The organism is Streptomyces sp. NPDC052036, from assembly GCF_040680495.1.
Classification (GTDB): Bacteria; Actinomycetota; Actinomycetes; order Streptomycetales; family Streptomycetaceae; genus Streptomyces.
In genome coordinates, this window is the sequence record NZ_JBFAWW010000004.1 from 182,123 (window position 1) to 196,694 (window position 14,572).

Consider the following 14,572-nt stretch of genomic DNA (forward strand, 5'->3'; position numbering starts at 1 on the left):
TCGCCGCCGTGGCGAGCCACTGCTAGGGGGGTCCATGAGACAGAGAGCGAGATCGATCCTCGCCGTCGGCGCACTCCTGCTCGGCGGAGCGGGTCTCGCACCCATAGCCCAGGCGCAGACCGGTACGTCCCCGGCGCCCGACCCGGACGAGGTCGGGGTCTACCGGGCCGACATCACCCGGAAGCAGATACCCCTGCTGCTCCAGGCCGGACAGGACGGCCGTGAACTCGGGCAGCGGACGACCGCGAACGGGCGGAGCGTCGTCGAGGTCTACCTCACCGGCCGGCAGGCCCGAAAGCTCAGGAAGCAGGGCGTGTCGCTCACCGAGCACACCTTGTCCGCCCAGTCGGAGAAGCGGGTCGAGGATGCCTCCCAGGGCGTGTTCCGCCCGTACAGCGGCAAGGGCGGCCTGGGGGAGGAGATCGTCGCGACCGGCCTGGGCCATCCCGGTCTGACGAAGGTCGTCTCCATCGGCAAGACCGTACGCGGGCAGGACATCCTCGCGCTCAAGCTGACGAAGAACGCGAAGACCTCCCGGGACGGCTCCCGGCACTCCGTGCTCTACGTGGCCGGCCAGCACGCGCGTGAGTGGATCACTCCGGAGATGACCCGCCGGCTGATGCACTACTACCTGGACCACTACTCCACCGACCGGCGCATCAAGAAGATCGTCGACTCCACGGAACTGTGGTTCGTGCTCTCGGCCAACCCCGACGGCTACGACTACACCTTCAAGGACCCCGGCACGCGCCTGTGGCGCAAGAACCTGCGGGACGCCAACGGCGACGGCGTCATCGGAGTCGGCGACGGTGTCGACCTCAACCGCAACTTCGCCTACAAGTGGGGCTACGACGACGAGGGTTCGTCCCCCAACCCCACCAGCCAGACCTATCGCGGACCGAGCCCCGCCTCGGAGCCCGAGACCCGTGCGCTGGACGCCTTGGAGAAGCGCATCGGGTTCACCTACGGCATCAACTACCACTCGGCGGCCGAGCTGCTCCTGTACGGAGTGGGCTGGCAGGTGGCCACGCCGACCCCGGACGACGTCCTGTACAAGGCGCTCGCCGGCACCCCGGACAACCCGGCGATTCCCGGCTACCACTCCCAGGTCTCCTCGGAGTTGTACACCACGAACGGCGAGGCGGACGGCCATGCCGCCAACGTCAACGGCATGGCGATGTTCACCCCCGAGATGTCGACCTGCCAGACCGCCTCGAACGCCGATCCGGACGACGCCTGGAACGCGGCCGACTGCGCGTCGGTCTTCAACTTCCCCGACGACGAGAAGCTGATCCAGCAGGAGTTCGAGAAGAACGTCCCGTTCGCGCTCTCCGTCGCCGAGACCGCCTCCCACCCCGACCGGCCCTCCTCGTCGGTCGGCATCGACGCGCCGGACTTCACCCCGGCCCCGTTCCCCACGTCCTACGCGCGCGGCGCGGAGCAGGAGGTCTCCGTCGTCGTCCGCAAGTCGGTGCGCGACAAGGAACTGAAGTACCGCGTGAACGGCGGCCGTACACGGGACATGGCACTCCGGCCCTGGAAGGGCGGCGAGACGTACGGCGGCGAGGACAACCTCTACTTCGACGAGTACCGGGCCGAGGTGAAGGACGGCGGCCGGGGCGACCGGGTCGAGGTGTGGTTCACCGGCGAGACCGCGAGCGGCAGGAAGACATCCAGCCCGCACTTCACCTACACCGTGGCCGACCGGCCGAAGGCGGACGTCCTCGTGGTCGCCGAGGAGGGCGCGAAGGCCACTCGGGCGCGGACCTACGTCGGCGCCCTGAGGGCGAGCGGCCGCACGGCGCTCGTCTGGGACGTCGCCACCCAAGGCGCCCCCGACGCGCTCGGCGTGCTGGGCCACTTCGGGACGGTCGTCCACTACACGGGCGCGGGCATCCCGGGCAACGCCACCCAGCTCCAGCTGCGTGCCTTCCTCAACGAGGGCGGCAGGCTGATCGAGGCGGGCGAGCAGGCGGGTGGCGCCGTCGACCTCGGCGACGGCACTCTCTCGGACGACTTCAGCCAGTACTACCTGGGCGCCTACTCGCGCACCTCGACCCCGGGGGCCACCGGATTCACCGGCTCCGGCGCGCTCGACGGATTCACGGGGACGCTCGGCGAAGCGCCCGGCAACCCCCTGGACAGGGCGGGCACCTACGGCATCACCTCGGACCAGCTGCCCGCCGGGACCTACCCCCAGTTCGCGAGCGCCGGGGCGGGCCAGTTCGCCGGCACCGTCAACCCGTACGGGCCCTACGCCGGCTCGTCCATGGCGGCGGCCGTCCACACCGACGACGCGTACAAGCGCCTCACCCGCACCCTCGACCTCACGAAGGTGACCGCCGCCGACCGGCCCGCGCTGCGCACCCGGCTGCTGTGGGACACCGAGCCCGGCTACGACCACGCCGTGGCCGAGATCCACACCCTCGGGGCCGACGACTGGACCACGCTGCCGGAGGCCGGGGGCGCCACGAGCGACGCCGTTCCGGCGGACTGCGGGGCCGGGTACCTCGTGGGCGAGCATCCCTGGCTGAAGCACTATCTGACCGTGACGGCAGGGGGTTGCGCCGCGACCGGCACCACCGGCGCCTGGCACAGCCTCACCGGCGCCTCGAACGGCTGGCAGCAGGTGGCCTTCGACCTGAGCGCCTACGCCGGCAGGACGGTCGAGGTCTCGCTGAGCTATATCACCGACCCGAGCACCGGCGGCCGAGGCGTCCTCGCCGACGAAGCCTCGCTCGTCGTCGGCGGCAGCGCCGCCGAGACCGAGGGCTTCGAGACGTCCCTCGGCGCCTGGAGCGCGCCCGGCCCGCCCGCGGGCAGCCCCGCCGTCCTCAGGGACTGGGCGCGCACCGGGGCGCTGTTCCGGACCTACGGCGCGGTCACCACGGACCGCACCGTGCTTCTCGGCTTCGGCCTGGAACACATCGTCTCGGCGGCCGACCGGACCGCGTTGATCGGCAAGGCACTCGCCGCGCTCGACGGCTGACCTCCTGTAGTCAACGGCAGTTGGTTCCGTATCGCCGGAAGGGGTGATGGGGCCTTCGGGGCAGGGCGGTCCGTACCCCTACTGGCGGGTACGGACCACACTGCCGTGTATGAGCCATCTCGATGTCACTCCGGGGTCCTCAGGGAGGTAGGGTCGTAGGCGGTCGGGGACATCCCAAATAAAGCTCGCCGGCGTCGAAAGCCGGCGTACCACGAGGAGATCGGTTCGTGACGATCCGCGTAGGAATCAACGGCTTCGGCCGCATCGGTCGTAACTACTTCCGCGCGCTGCTGGAGCAGGGTGCAGACATCGAGATCGTGGCTGTCAACGACCTGGGTGACACCGCGACCACGGCTCACCTGCTGAAGTACGACACCATCCTCGGCCGCCTCAAGGAGGAGGTGTCCCACACCGAGGACACCATCACCGTCGGAGGCAAGACCATCAAGGTCCTGTCCGAGCGCAACCCGGCCGACATCCCCTGGGGCGAGCTGGGCGTCGACATCGTCATCGAGTCGACCGGCATCTTCACCAAGAAGGAAGACGCCGAGAAGCACATCGCCGGTGGCGCGAAGAAGGTCATCATCTCGGCTCCGGCCAAGAACGAGGACGTCACCATCGTCATGGGCGTCAACCAGGACGTCTACGACCCGGCGAACCACCACGTCATCTCCAACGCCTCCTGCACCACCAACTGTGTGGCGCCGATGGCGAAGGTCCTCGACGAGAACTTCGGCATCGTCAAGGGTCTGATGACCACGGTGCACGCGTACACGAACGACCAGCGCATCCTGGACTTCCCGCACAAGGACCTGCGCCGCGCCCGTGCCGCCGCCGAGAACATCATCCCGACCACCACCGGTGCCGCCAAGGCCACCGCCCTGGTCCTGCCGCAGCTGAAGGGCAAGCTGGACGGCATCGCCATGCGCGTCCCTGTCCCGACCGGCTCGGTCACCGACCTGGTCGTCGAGCTCTCCCGCGAGGTCACCAAGGAAGAGGTCAACGCCGCCTTCCAGAAGGCCGCCGAGGGCGAGCTGAAGGGTCTGCTCGACTACACGGAGGACCCGATCGTCTCCTCCGACATCGTCAACGCCCCGGCGTCCTGCACCTTCGACTCCTCCCTGACCATGGTCCAGGATGGAAAGAACGTGAAGGTCATCGGTTGGTACGACAACGAGTGGGGCTACTCCAACCGCCTTGTCGACCTGACGGTCTTCGTCGGCCACCAGCTCTGATCGCCGAAGCAGGCACCTGATGTGAGAACAGGGCTCGGGCAGCGCACGCGCGCTGCCCGAGCCCTGACTCACGTACAGCGAGCGGCTCCGCGCACAGCGGGGCCCCCTGTGTGCACAACGATCAGCCCTCGTACGATCAAGAGCCCTCTCCATGGAGTCCCTATGAAGACGATCGACGAACTTCTCGCCGAAGGCGTGGACGGCAGGCGGGTCTTCGTCCGCGCCGACCTGAACGTCCCGCTGGCCGACGGCCTCATCACCGACGACGGCCGTATCCGCGCCGTCCTGCCCACCGTCAAGGCCCTCGCCGCGGGGGGCGCCAAGGTGGTTGTCGCCTCGCACCTGGGCCGCCCCAAGGGCGCCCCGGACCCGGCGTTCTCGCTGCTGCCCGCCGCCGAGCGCCTCGCCGAACTGCTCGGCGCGCCCGTGGCCTTCGCGCAGGACACCGTCGGCCCCGCCGCCCACGACGCGGTGAACGGCCTCCAGCCGGGCCAGGTCGCGGTCATCGAGAACCTGCGCTTCAACCCCGGCGAGACCTCCAAGGACGACACCGAGCGCGGCGAGTTCGCCGACCGGCTCGCCGCCCTCGCCGATGTGTACGTGGGTGACGGCTTCGGCGCGGTGCACCGCAAGCACGCCTCCGTCTACGACCTCCCGGCCCGGCTGCCGCACTACGCCGGCTACCTCATCGCCACCGAGGTCAAGGTCCTGGCGAAGCTCACCGAGGACGTCAAGCGCCCGTACGTCGTCGTCCTGGGCGGCGCCAAGGTCTCGGACAAGCTGGCCGTGATCGACCAGCTGCTCGACAAGGCCGACCGGCTGCTCATCGGCGGCGGCATGGCGTACACCTTCCTCAAGGCCAAGGGCTACGAGGTCGGCATCTCCCTCCTCCAGGAGGACCAGATCCCGGCCGTCACCGAGTACATCGAGCGTGCGGAGAAGCGCGGCGTCGAGCTGCTCCTCCCCGTGGATGTGCTGGTCTCGCCGGACTTCCCGGACCTGAAGACCAAGGCCCCGGCCAACCCCACCGTCGTCGCCGCGGACGCGATCCCGGCGGACCAGGAGGGCCTGGACATCGGTCCGGAGACCCGCAAGCTGTATGCATCGAAGCTCGCCGACGCCGCCACCGTCTTCTGGAACGGCCCCATGGGCGTCTTCGAGCACCCCGACTACGCCGAGGGCACCAAGGCGGTCGCCCAGGCCCTCGTCGACTCCCAGGGCTTCACTGTGGTCGGTGGCGGCGACTCCGCCGCGGCCGTCCGCATCCTGGGCTTCGACGAATCCGCGTTCGGCCACATCTCGACCGGCGGCGGCGCCTCCCTCGAGTACCTCGAGGGCAAGACGCTCCCCGGCCTCGCCGCACTGGAGGACTGAACCTCGATGAGTACCCGCACGCCGCTGATGGCGGGCAACTGGAAGATGAACCTCAACCACCTCGAGGCCATCGCCCACGTCCAGAAGCTCGCCTTCGCCCTGGCCGACAAGGACTACGAGGCCGTCGAGGTCGCCGTCCTGCCGCCCTTCACCGACCTGCGCTCCGTGCAGACGCTGGTCGACGGCGACAAGCTCAAGATCAAGTACGGCGCCCAGGACGTCTCGGCCCACGACTCAGGCGCCTACACCGGCGAGATCTCGGGCCTGATGCTGGCCAAGCTGAAGTGCAGCTACGCGGTGATCGGCCACTCCGAGCGCCGGCAGTACCACCACGAGAGCGACGAGCTGGTGAACGCCAAGGCCAAGGCGGCCTTCAAGCACGGTCTGACCCCGATCCTGTGCGTCGGCGAGGAGCTGGAGATCCGTGAGGCGGGCGACCATGTCGGGCACACGCTCGCGCAGGTCGAGGGTGGTCTGAAGGACCTCCCGGCCGAGCAGGTCGAGTCCATCGTGATCGCCTACGAGCCCGTCTGGGCCATCGGTACCGGCAAGGTCTGCGGTGCCGACGACGCGCAGGAGGTCTGCGCGGCGATCCGCGGCAAGATCTCCGAGCTGTACTCGCAGGACGTGGCCGACAAGGTCCGCATCCAGTACGGCGGCTCGGTGAAGTCGGGCAATGTGGCCGAAATCATGGCAAAGCCGGACATTGATGGTGCCCTTGTCGGCGGTGCCTCGCTGGACGCCGACGAGTTCGTCAAGATCATCCGCTTCCGCGACCAGTGATCGGCGCTTCGCGGGCGAACCGAGCAGCCGTGAGTGTGTCCTAGGGGCGATCCGTCGTACCCTTGCGGGGGCATGGTGGCCGTCCACCGTGCCCCCGTCGTCCATCCGAGTCCGAGGAAGTTGGTCCAGCCGTGGTTTTGGGGTTCTCGATCGCCCTGATCGTCTTCAGCCTGCTGCTGATGCTGCTGGTGCTGATGCACAAGGGGAAGGGCGGCGGCCTCTCCGACATGTTCGGTGGCGGCATGCAGTCCTCCGTCGGCGGCTCCTCGGTCGCCGAGCGCAACCTCGACCGGATCACCATCGTGGTCGGTCTGCTCTGGTTGGCGTGCATCGTGGTGCTCGGCATCCTGATGAAGGTCAAGAGCTGAGGGTCAAGAGCCGAAGCTCAAGAGTGAGCGCGGGCCGGTGTCGCCGGACCGTGCATGAAGCACGTAACGCCCCATGGCCGGTGCGCGTCTTCGGACGCGGCCTATCATGGGGCGTGCGTCTAGGGGCGGGGGTAACTCCCATCACTGGACGCGCGTTGGGCCTTACGTAGACTGAGGCGCTCGCAGCGAAGCGAAACGCCGACTCGCTTCGCGGCACCATCACGCAGGGAGTTACGACGTGGCAAGTGGCAACGCGATCCGAGGAAGCCGGGTCGGGGCGGGGCCGATGGGCGAGGCCGAGCGCGGCGAATCCGCGCCGCGTCTGCGCGTCTCCTTCTGGTGCTCCAACGGGCACGAGACCCAGCCGAGCTTCGCCAGCGACGCGCAGGTTCCCGACACCTGGGACTGCCCGCGCTGCGGCTTTCCGGCCGGTCAGGACCAGGACAACCCGCCGGCTCCGCCGCGTACCGAGCCTTACAAGACGCACCTCGCCTATGTACGGGAGCGGCGCAGCGACGCGGACGGCGAGGCGATCCTCGCCGAGGCGCTCGCCAAGCTGCGGGGCGAGATCTAGCAGCTGAGTCCGGCCGGCACCCTGCGGTGCCCGGCCGGAGCCGCTGTCCCAACCGGTGGCGGGCCGCCTCCGCCCCGTGTGTCCGTGGTGCCCTCCGGCGTACGCCCCTGCGCGCACACCGCCCGCGGCCGACCGCGGCTGTGGTCCGCTGCCTCCCTGCCGGGCCCGCCCCGCTCGCCGCCGCCTTCTTTCCTCTGTTCTGTCCGTCGCCGTGCTGACACCCCGGCGCAAGCCGGACGTACCTGTTGTTGTGCCGGACGACGGCGCGACACCAGGTCATCGCACCCCCTGATCAACTAGGTTGGGACCGGCAGCGGGGTGAGGCACACGAGCACAGGCAAGGAAGAAGGCGGAAGTCCGAGATGAACGCAGACAGCCGTACCAGGCTCAATCAGACGCCCGAGTGGACCGCTCTGGCCAAGCACCGCGAGGAACTCGGCGAGGTGCGGCTGCGCGACCTGTTCGCGGCGGACCCCGGGCGCGGCAGCGGGTACACCCTGGAGGCCGGCGATCTCTACGTCGACTACTCCAAACACCTGGTCACCGACGAGACGCTCCGGCTGCTGCGTGAGCTGGCCGCCGCCCGGGACGTGTTCGGCCTCAGGGACGCCATGTTCCGCGGCGAGAAGATCAACACCACCGAGGACCGCGCGGTCCTGCACACCGCGCTGCGTGCCCCGAGGGACTCCGTCATCGAGGTCGACGGGGAGAACGTCGTCCCCAAGGTCCATGCGGTGCTGGACAAGATGAGCGCCTTCTCCGACCGGGTCCGCTCGGGCGAGTGGACCGGCCACACCGGCAAGCGCATCAAGAACGTCGTCAACATCGGCATCGGCGGCTCCGACCTGGGCCCGGCGATGGCCTACGAGGCCCTGCGCGCCTACACCGCCCGCGATCTGACGGTCCGCTTCGTCTCCAACGTGGACGGCGCCGATCTGCACGAGGCCGTCCGGGACCTGGATGCGGCCGAGACGCTGTTCGTCATCGCCTCCAAGACGTTCACCACCATCGAGACGATCACCAATGCGACCTCGGCGCGCGGCTGGCTGCTGGACGAGCTGAAGGCCGGTCAGGAAGCCGTCGCCAAGCACTTCGTGGCCCTGTCGACGAACGCCTCGAAGGTCGAGGAGTTCGGCATCGACACGGCCAACATGTTCGAGTTCTGGGACTGGGTAGGCGGCCGTTACTCCTACGACTCGGCGATCGGCTTGTCCCTGATGATCGCCATCGGCCCGGACCGCTTCCGGGAGATGCTCGACGGCTTCCACACCGTCGACGAGCACTTCCGCACCGCGCCCGCCGAGTCGAACGTCCCGCTGCTGCTCGGCCTGCTGGGCATCTGGTACGACAACTTCCACGACGCCCAGTCGCACGCCGTGCTGCCGTACGCGCACTACCTGTCCAGGTTCACCGCCTACCTCCAGCAGCTGGACATGGAGTCCAACGGCAAGTCCGTGGACCGGGACGGCAAGGAGGTCGACTGGCAGACCGGTCCCGTCGTGTGGGGCACGCCGGGCACCAACGGCCAGCACGCCTACTACCAGCTCATCCACCAGGGCACCAAGCTCATCCCGGCGGACTTCGTCGGCTTCGCCCGGCCCGTCGACGAGCTGAGCGGTGACCTCAAGGCCCAGCACGACCTGCTGATGGCCAACTTCTTCGCCCAGACGCAGGCGCTGGCCTTCGGCAAGACCCCGGACGAGGTGCGCGCCGAGGGCGTCCCGGAGGAGCTGGTGCCGCACAAGACGTTCAAGGGCAACCACCCGACCACCACGATCCTCGGCGGCCAGCTCACCCCGTCGGTGCTCGGTCAGCTCGTCGCGCTCTACGAGCACAAGGTGTTCGTCCAGGGCGCGGTCTGGAACATCGACTCCTTCGACCAGTGGGGCGTCGAACTCGGCAAGGTACTCGCCAAGCGCGTGGAGCCCGCGCTGACGGAGGGAGCCGAGGTCCCGGGCCTGGACGAGTCCACCAAGACCCTGGTCGCCAAGTACCGGGAGCTGCGCGGCCGTCAGTAGACGCGGACCGGGAGGCGGGCGGCACGCTGCCGTCCGCCTCCCGTGGACTCCCGGCGGGTCGCGTCGTCCGGCGCGCTCCCCGGTCAGGCCACCGCGCTCAACGTGTCCGCGAGCCGTCGGCGTGCCGCGCGCGACGCGGGCAGTGCGGCGAGAGCGCCGGCGCCGAGCACGGCGACCGCCCCGAACGGGACCAGCAGGAGCGGGGACGGCCCCCGGGCGAGCCCGGCGCCGATGCCGCTGGACCGGCCCTGGGCGTCGATCAGCCAGTGGGCCAGGGGAATGCCGAGCGCCGTGCCGACACAGACCGCGGCCAGGGTGGTGCAGACCATCGCCGTGACCGTGATCCCGGTGATCTGCCGCGGGGACAGCCCGATCGCCTTGAGCGCCAGCAGATCCCGCTCGCTCTCCCGGACGGTGCCGCCGATCGCGGTCAGCAGCTCGGTGATCCCGATGAGCGCGAGCACGGCGATCAGACCGACGACCACGCCGCGCAGCGGCGAGAGCCCGTCCGCGGGATTCGCCACCGGATGCACGTCCAGGTGCCCGTGGGCGGCTCGGGACAGCTCGTCGGCGACCTGGTGGGGATCGGCGCCGGGACGAAGCCGCAGCTGGTAGAGGGTGGGGTGCAGCCCCGGGTCGTTCTCGCGCAGGGTGTCGAGCGAGGTGGAGATGACCCGTCCGGCGTTCTCCGGCTCGATGCTGCGGCCCACGATGTGCAGGATCTGCGGCTGGTCGCCCACCGTCATCCGCACCCAGTCGCCGACGCGCACATCCAGCAGATCGAGCAGCCCCTGGCCGGCCACCGCCTCGTCGGGGCCGTGCGCGGAACGGCCCTCGGCCAGGGCGTAGGGGTAGGGATCCTGCCGGGTGCCGAGGCCGCGCAGGGCGATTGTCGCGGTCTGGCCCGGTACCAGCGCGGCCACCTCCACACCGGGGTAGGCGGCGGCGACCCGGGGGTTGTCCGCCAGCAGAGAGCGGGTGGCCGCGTCGTCGAGGCCGGCGTCGGGGCGGACGGTGAGGGCGGCGGCGAGTCCGATGTCCGCGGGCCGTGAGTGGATGCGGTCGATGGTGGTCCACGCGCTCATGGCCACCACGATCAGCAGCAGCGGCAGCGCGAGCCGCACGACCGTCGCCAGCGACCGGGCAGGGCGTGTGAACGCCTGGCGCCAGCCCAGCACCAGCGCGGGCGGCAGCCGCAGACCGAGCGCCGCGCGTGCCACGCCCGTCAGACGGCCGCCGGCCGACGCCGCGGGCCGTGGCACCGGCACCGGAGGCACCCGCCCCGCGCGCCAGGCCGCGAGCCCGGTGGTGGCGGCGATGAACAGCACCGCGGCCACGGGCACCGCGAGCAGGGCCACGGTGTGCCCGGGCAGCCCCTGCCACACCCCGACCGCGTCCCCGAGGCGCCCCGGGATCCGGCCGCCCAGCCCCAGGGTGAGCGCGGCCGCGACCACCGCTCCCAGCAGGGCGTACGCCACATGCTGGAGCAGAAAGACGCGCACGACCTGGCCCGGGGTGAAACCGATCGCCTTCAGGACCGATATGTCCCGCAGATGTCCGCGGACACGGGTGCCGATCGCCCCGTGCACCGCGCATCCGGCGGCGACGAGCGCGCCCAGCCCGAACAGGCCGAGGACCTGTCCCAGCAGCCGGTTCTCGCCCTGTGCCTCGGCCCGCGCCTGCTGCCAGGTGGAGACCTCGCTGATCGCACCGGCACCCAGCACGGTGACGGCCCGCTGGACGGCGTAGTCCGTGTCGCCGGGGTCGGTCAGGCGCAACCCGGTGACCTGGCCGTCGGCGCTGCGCAGGGCGGACGGCAGCGCCCAGACGAGCCCCGGCTGCTCACCCGGGCGGTAGCGGGGTTCGGCGCTGTCGGCGATGCCCGCGACGGTCAGGGTCCGGGCCGTGCCGGGGATGCTCAAGGTGTCGCCGGGCTCGGCCAGCAGCGCCCGCGCGAGCCGGCTCTCCAGCACCACGCCCGCGGGGTCCGACGGGTCCAGCCAGTGGCCCGCGGTGAGCAGGGGCCGGCCGACGGACGGCGGCCGGAGCGTGCCGCGCAGTTCGACCGAGGCCCGGGTGCCGCGGGAGGTGACGGTCACGGACTCGGTGGGGTAGGGGCCCGCGACGGACTCGACACCGTCCAGCCGGGCCAGTTCCGAGGCGTCGGACGAGCGGCCGGAGTGGATCCACACATGCGCGCCGTGCGCCTGGGTGAAGATCCGCTGCCAGGGGTTGGTCGCGTACCCGAACAGGGCGGTGGCGAGGAGCAGCGAGGCGACGATGCCGGCGGAGACGAGCACCATGAACAGCGCCTCGCCGCGGTGCGACCGCAGATCGGAGTGCGCCCAGCGCAGGGTGGCCCGCACGGCGTCAGCCCCTCCGCCCGTGGCGGGGGGAACGGGCCGGTGTCGGACGGTCGTGCACCGCGATCAGTCCTTCAGTTCCAGCACACCGGAGGTCCCGCCGCGCGCGGAGGGCGTCCCGTCCAGCTCCGCGTCGTCGACGATCCGGCCGTCGAAGAAGCTGATCACCCGGTCGGCGGCGCTCGCCAGCCGGGCGTCATGGGTGACCAGCACGATGGTCTGGCCGCGCTGGTGGAAGCGGGTGAGCAGGCGCATCACCTCGCGGGTGCCCTTGCTGTCGAGGCTGCCCGCGGGTTCGTCGGCGAGCAGCAGCGGCGGATGGTTGACCAGGGCTCGGGCCAGTGCGACCCGCTGCTGCTCACCGCCGGACAGTTCGCCGGGCATGCTGCGTTCCTTGCCCGTGAGGCCCAGCTCCGCCAGCAGTTCCTCCCGGCCGGCGCGCGCCTGTTTCGGCGGCGCTCCGGCGAGCAGCGCGGGCAGCTCGACGTTGTCCGCGACCGACAGTCCGGAGACCAGGTTGAAGAACTGGAAGACGATCCCGATGCGCTTTCTGCGCTCTACGGCCCAGCGTGCCTCGGTGTAGGCGTCCGTAGGCTCGCCGTCGAGCCAGATACGGCCGGCGTCCGGCCGTTGCAGCCCGCCCAGCAGATGCAGCAGTGTCGACTTGCCGGCGCCGGAGGGACCGGTGACGGCCACGAACTCGCCCCGGGAGACGCGCAGGTCGACCCCCCGCACCGCATGCGCGGGCGCGCCCTCGCCGTGATGGGTCTTGACCAGGCCCTCGGCTCGCAGCAGAGGTGGGGAGCCCTCGCTCACTGCAGCCCCTCCAGTTCCTCCTGGCACCGCTCCAGCCAGTCGAGGTCGGCCTGCAGATGCAGCATCGCGCCCTCGATCAGCAGCTGGGCGATCCGGTTGTCACGGTCTTCGGCGGCGGCCAGTCTCGACAGGCTGCGCATGGTGTTGAGGTACTGGCGCCGCTGCTTGTTGATCAGGGCGATCTGGTCGGCGAGACCGGTCTGCGGAGCGAGCGCCAGCTTCATGAAGAACTCGTCCCGTACCCGCGGTTCGTCCTCGGTCTCCTCGAACCAGGCGCTCAGCGCCTCTCGCCCGGCGTCGGTGAGGTGGTAGATCTTCTTGTTGGGCCGGCTGGACTGCTCGACCTCCTCGCCCTCGATCAGTCCCGACTTCTCCAGGCGGCCGAGGGTGACGTAGATCTGGCCGACGTTCGGCTGAGGGTACGCGGAGCCCAGCAGTTGCTCAAGGTCCTGCTTGAGCTCGTAGCCATGGGCGGGGCCGCGGGCGAGGAGTGCCAGGAGAGGCAGGCGCACGCGTGCAGTCCTCCTCGCGTCTTCGTAAAGTGCTCCAGCGCTCTAGTATCGCCCATACCTAACGGGTATACATGGCCTCTGACCCCGGGCGAGGGTGCCCGGTGCCGGTGCACAGGGAGGAACCTATGCGGTGGATGCGCGCCGCCGGTAGGGGCCTCCTCGTCCTCGCCGTGGTTCTGACCGGTTACGTCGCCTCGGGGGCCCGCGCCGACGACGGGAGCGGCAGCGGGCGCGGGCCGATCACCCTGGCCACCGCGGGCGATCTCACCGGCTATCTCGGCCCGCTCCTTCAGGGCTGGAACCGCACCCACCCCGGCGAGAAGGTCACCCTGGTCGAGCTGCCGGACTCCGCGGACGAGACCCATGCGCAGATGACGACGGACCTGCGCGGCGGCGACCGCAGCCGGTTCGACGTCCTCAACATCGATGTCGCCTGGACCTCCGAGTTCGCGGCGGCGGGCTGGATCCGCCCGCTGCCGCGCGACCGTTTCCCGCTGAAGAGCTTCCTGCCGCCGGTCGTCGGCACGGCGACCTACGACGGACAGCTGTACGCGGTCCCGTACGTCACCAACGCCGGTCTGCTGCTGTACCGCAAGGACATCCTCGCCAAGGAGGGCGTGGCACCGCCGCGCACCTGGGCGGAGCTGGAGCGGGACGCCAGGACCATCGCCCCGAAGTACGGACTGGGCGGTTACGCGGGCCAGTTCTTGCCGTACGAGGGCCTCACCGTCAACGCGGCCGAGGCCGTGTACTCGGCGGGCGGCTCGATCCTCGGCGACGAGGGCGAGCGCGTCACCGTGGACTCGGCCGCGGCCCGCGAGGGCATCGGGTTCCTGGCCCGCGGGGTGCGCGAGGGCTGGATACCCAAGGCGGCGCTGACGTACAAGGAGGAGGAGTCCAAGCAGGCCTTCCAGGACGGCCGGCTGCTCTTCCTGCGCAACTGGCCCTACGCGTATGTCGGCGCCTCCGCCAAGGGATCGCGGGTCGCGGGCAAGGTGGGGGCCGTACCGCTGCCGGGACCGCACGGGCCGGGGACCAGTGTCCTCGGCGGTTCCAATCTGGCCGTCAACACGCGTGCGCGGCACCCGGATTCCGCCGAGCGCCTGATCGCCTACCTGACCGGCGAACGGGTCCAGCGCCAGGTCCTCACCCGCGGCGCCCTGCCGCCCGTACGGGCCGCGCTCTACGACGACCCGGAACTGGTGCGGCGGTTCCCGTACCTGCCGACCCTGCGCGCGAGTGTGCTGGCCGCCGCGCCGCGCCCCAAGAGCCCGCGCTACGACCAGGTGAGCCTGGCCGTGCAGGCGGTCGTCCATGACGCGCTGACCGGGCACGAGACGCCCGAGAGCGCGGTGCGACGACTGGCGCGGGAACTGGCCGCCATCTCCCGATGATAGTTACCTGTTAGGTAACGCGAGCATCTCATCTCACGCCTCGACACCCCGATAAGTCCGGATATAAAGGGCCAACTCTTCAGTATCTTCTGCCGCTTCGTTGACACCCTCGCGACACGCCTACTTAACATGCATGCATAACCATA

General features: G+C 70.3%; 11 protein-coding genes. 8 read left to right on the top strand and 3 right to left on the bottom strand.

Annotated elements, in window-relative coordinates:
- Positions 1 to 34 precede the first annotated feature (34 nt).
- From AB0L95_RS09090 to pgi, 7 genes are all read left to right on the top strand, one after another.
- The gene (locus tag AB0L95_RS09090; protein WP_365159205.1) at positions 35 to 2,989 is read left to right on the top strand and encodes a M14 family zinc carboxypeptidase; all 2,955 of its coding nucleotides are present in this window, start codon (positions 35 to 37) and stop codon (positions 2,987 to 2,989) included.
- Positions 2,990 to 3,216: 227 nt separating this feature from the next.
- Entirely contained in the window at positions 3,217 to 4,224 is a 1,008-nt protein-coding gene (gene gap, locus AB0L95_RS09095; RefSeq protein ID WP_365159208.1) for a type I glyceraldehyde-3-phosphate dehydrogenase, read from the top strand.
- A 162-nt stretch (positions 4,225 to 4,386) separates the two neighbouring features.
- Entirely contained in the window at positions 4,387 to 5,598 is a 1,212-nt protein-coding gene (locus AB0L95_RS09100; protein WP_365159211.1) for a phosphoglycerate kinase, read from the top strand.
- Between the two features lie 6 nt (positions 5,599 to 5,604).
- Positions 5,605 to 6,381: a triose-phosphate isomerase gene (tpiA, locus tag AB0L95_RS09105; RefSeq protein WP_365159214.1), complete on the top strand. Its 777-nt coding sequence runs from the start codon at positions 5,605 to 5,607 to the stop codon at positions 6,379 to 6,381.
- A gap of 131 nt (positions 6,382 to 6,512) precedes the next feature.
- Positions 6,513 to 6,749 (top strand): preprotein translocase subunit SecG, encoded by a 237-nt coding sequence (secG, locus tag AB0L95_RS09110; RefSeq protein ID WP_365159216.1) that lies wholly within the window; start codon positions 6,513 to 6,515, stop codon positions 6,747 to 6,749.
- A 286-nt stretch (positions 6,750 to 7,035) separates the two neighbouring features.
- Positions 7,036 to 7,323 (top strand): RNA polymerase-binding protein RbpA, encoded by a 288-nt coding sequence (locus tag AB0L95_RS09115; protein ID WP_365159639.1) that lies wholly within the window; start codon positions 7,036 to 7,038, stop codon positions 7,321 to 7,323.
- Between the two features lie 362 nt (positions 7,324 to 7,685).
- Positions 7,686 to 9,341 (top strand): glucose-6-phosphate isomerase, encoded by a 1,656-nt coding sequence (gene pgi, locus AB0L95_RS09120; RefSeq protein ID WP_365159219.1) that lies wholly within the window; start codon positions 7,686 to 7,688, stop codon positions 9,339 to 9,341.
- A gap of 83 nt (positions 9,342 to 9,424) precedes the next feature.
- On the opposite strand, the gene AB0L95_RS09125 is transcribed toward pgi, so the two are convergent.
- The 3 genes from AB0L95_RS09125 to AB0L95_RS09135 form a co-directional block, all read right to left on the bottom strand.
- Positions 9,425 to 11,707 (bottom strand): FtsX-like permease family protein, encoded by a 2,283-nt coding sequence (locus tag AB0L95_RS09125; protein WP_365159222.1) that lies wholly within the window; start codon positions 11,705 to 11,707, stop codon positions 9,425 to 9,427.
- Positions 11,708 to 11,770: 63 nt separating this feature from the next.
- The gene (locus AB0L95_RS09130) at positions 11,771 to 12,520 is read right to left on the bottom strand and encodes an ABC transporter ATP-binding protein (RefSeq protein WP_365159224.1); all 750 of its coding nucleotides are present in this window, start codon (positions 12,518 to 12,520) and stop codon (positions 11,771 to 11,773) included.
- Positions 12,517 to 13,032 (bottom strand): PadR family transcriptional regulator, encoded by a 516-nt coding sequence (locus tag AB0L95_RS09135; RefSeq protein ID WP_365159227.1) that lies wholly within the window; start codon positions 13,030 to 13,032, stop codon positions 12,517 to 12,519. The genes AB0L95_RS09130 and AB0L95_RS09135 overlap by 4 nt, the downstream gene beginning before the upstream one ends.
- Positions 13,033 to 13,157: 125 nt before the next feature.
- Here AB0L95_RS09135 and AB0L95_RS09140 point away from each other — a divergent pair, with 125 nt between their 5' ends.
- Positions 13,158 to 14,426: an ABC transporter substrate-binding protein gene (locus AB0L95_RS09140; protein ID WP_365159229.1), complete on the top strand. Its 1,269-nt coding sequence runs from the start codon at positions 13,158 to 13,160 to the stop codon at positions 14,424 to 14,426.
- The last annotated feature ends 146 nt before the right edge of the window (positions 14,427 to 14,572 follow it).

Bases quoted from the DNA above. Each gene is read 5' to 3' on its own strand.
- AB0L95_RS09090 (WP_365159205.1), top strand. From the start codon at position 35: ATGAGACAGAGAGCGAGATCGATCCTCGCCGTCGGCGCACTCCTGCTC.
- AB0L95_RS09100 (WP_365159211.1), top strand. From the start codon at position 4,387: ATGAAGACGATCGACGAACTTCTCGCCGAAGGCGTGGACGGCAGGCGG.
- tpiA (WP_365159214.1), top strand. From the start codon at position 5,605: ATGAGTACCCGCACGCCGCTGATGGCGGGCAACTGGAAGATGAACCTC.
- AB0L95_RS09115 (WP_365159639.1), top strand. From the start codon at position 7,036: ATGGGCGAGGCCGAGCGCGGCGAATCCGCGCCGCGTCTGCGCGTCTCC.
- pgi (WP_365159219.1), top strand. From the start codon at position 7,686: ATGAACGCAGACAGCCGTACCAGGCTCAATCAGACGCCCGAGTGGACC.
- AB0L95_RS09140 (WP_365159229.1), top strand. From the start codon at position 13,158: ATGCGGTGGATGCGCGCCGCCGGTAGGGGCCTCCTCGTCCTCGCCGTG.